The sequence below is a fragment of the Actinoplanes sp. ATCC 53533 genome, assembly GCF_003947245.1.
Genome location: NZ_QHHV01000599.1, coordinates 1 through 764, shown reverse-complemented (window position 1 = coordinate 764; position 764 = coordinate 1). Strand labels below are relative to the sequence as shown.

The following is a 764-nucleotide window of genomic DNA, read 5'->3' as shown; positions in this document are numbered from 1 at the left end:
TGATGATGCCGTTGACCACCATGACCCGCTTGTTGGTCAGGATGAAGCGATCGAAATACCAGTCGCCGACCTTCCAGGCGACCCAGCCCATCACCCCGAGCCAGACCAGCACGGCCGCGGTGACCAGGCCGTCGACGTCCTGCTGGGTCAGCCAGCCGGCGAGGTAACCGAGCAGCAGAGTGGAGCCGACGCCGACCAGCAGCGGCGTGGACAGATGGATCCAGTGCCTCTTCCACTCGCCGCGGTAGCGCTCGGTCGGGAACAGATAGCGGGAGACCAGCGTGGTCGGCTCGTCCTCCAGCGGCAGCACCCGGCGCGGTCCACCCGGGACGCCCGCGCCGTCACCACCGAGGCCCTGGAGCTCTTCCTCGGTGAAGATCGGGGCTTCGTATTCACCCGGATCGCGGTAGTCGTCGCGGGAGTCCGTCCCGTAGCCGGCGCTCGGCGAATAGCCAGCGTCAGGCGAGTAGCCAGGGCCGGCCGAGGCCGCACCCCGGCGATACTCCGGAGCGTCGTCGAACGCCGGATCGTTGTAGCCGAAGTCTTCGTCGTCGTCGCGAGGGCGGCGCGCACCCTCGTCATCAGGTTGCCGCGGCTCGCCAGGACCCATCAGGTGATGTTAAGCGACGAGGTTGGTGAAGAACGTTCCGAAACCACGAGCAATGTCCCCGATGGTGTCACCCAGTGACTCGAACACCGCGGCGGCCGAGTTGGGGTTGAACGGCAATGAAGAAGATCAAGAATGCGATGCCAAGCCAGGTGAG

Annotated in this window: 1 protein-coding gene; it reads right to left on the bottom strand. The window is 66.0% G+C overall.

The genetic code is table 11. The annotated features are described in order from the left end of the window. Window positions 1-610, bottom strand: a 610-nt coding sequence (locus tag DMB66_RS60225) for a TMEM14 family protein (RefSeq protein ID WP_125812724.1), incomplete at its 3' end; no start/stop codon positions are given. Window positions 611-764 lie beyond the last annotated feature (154 nt).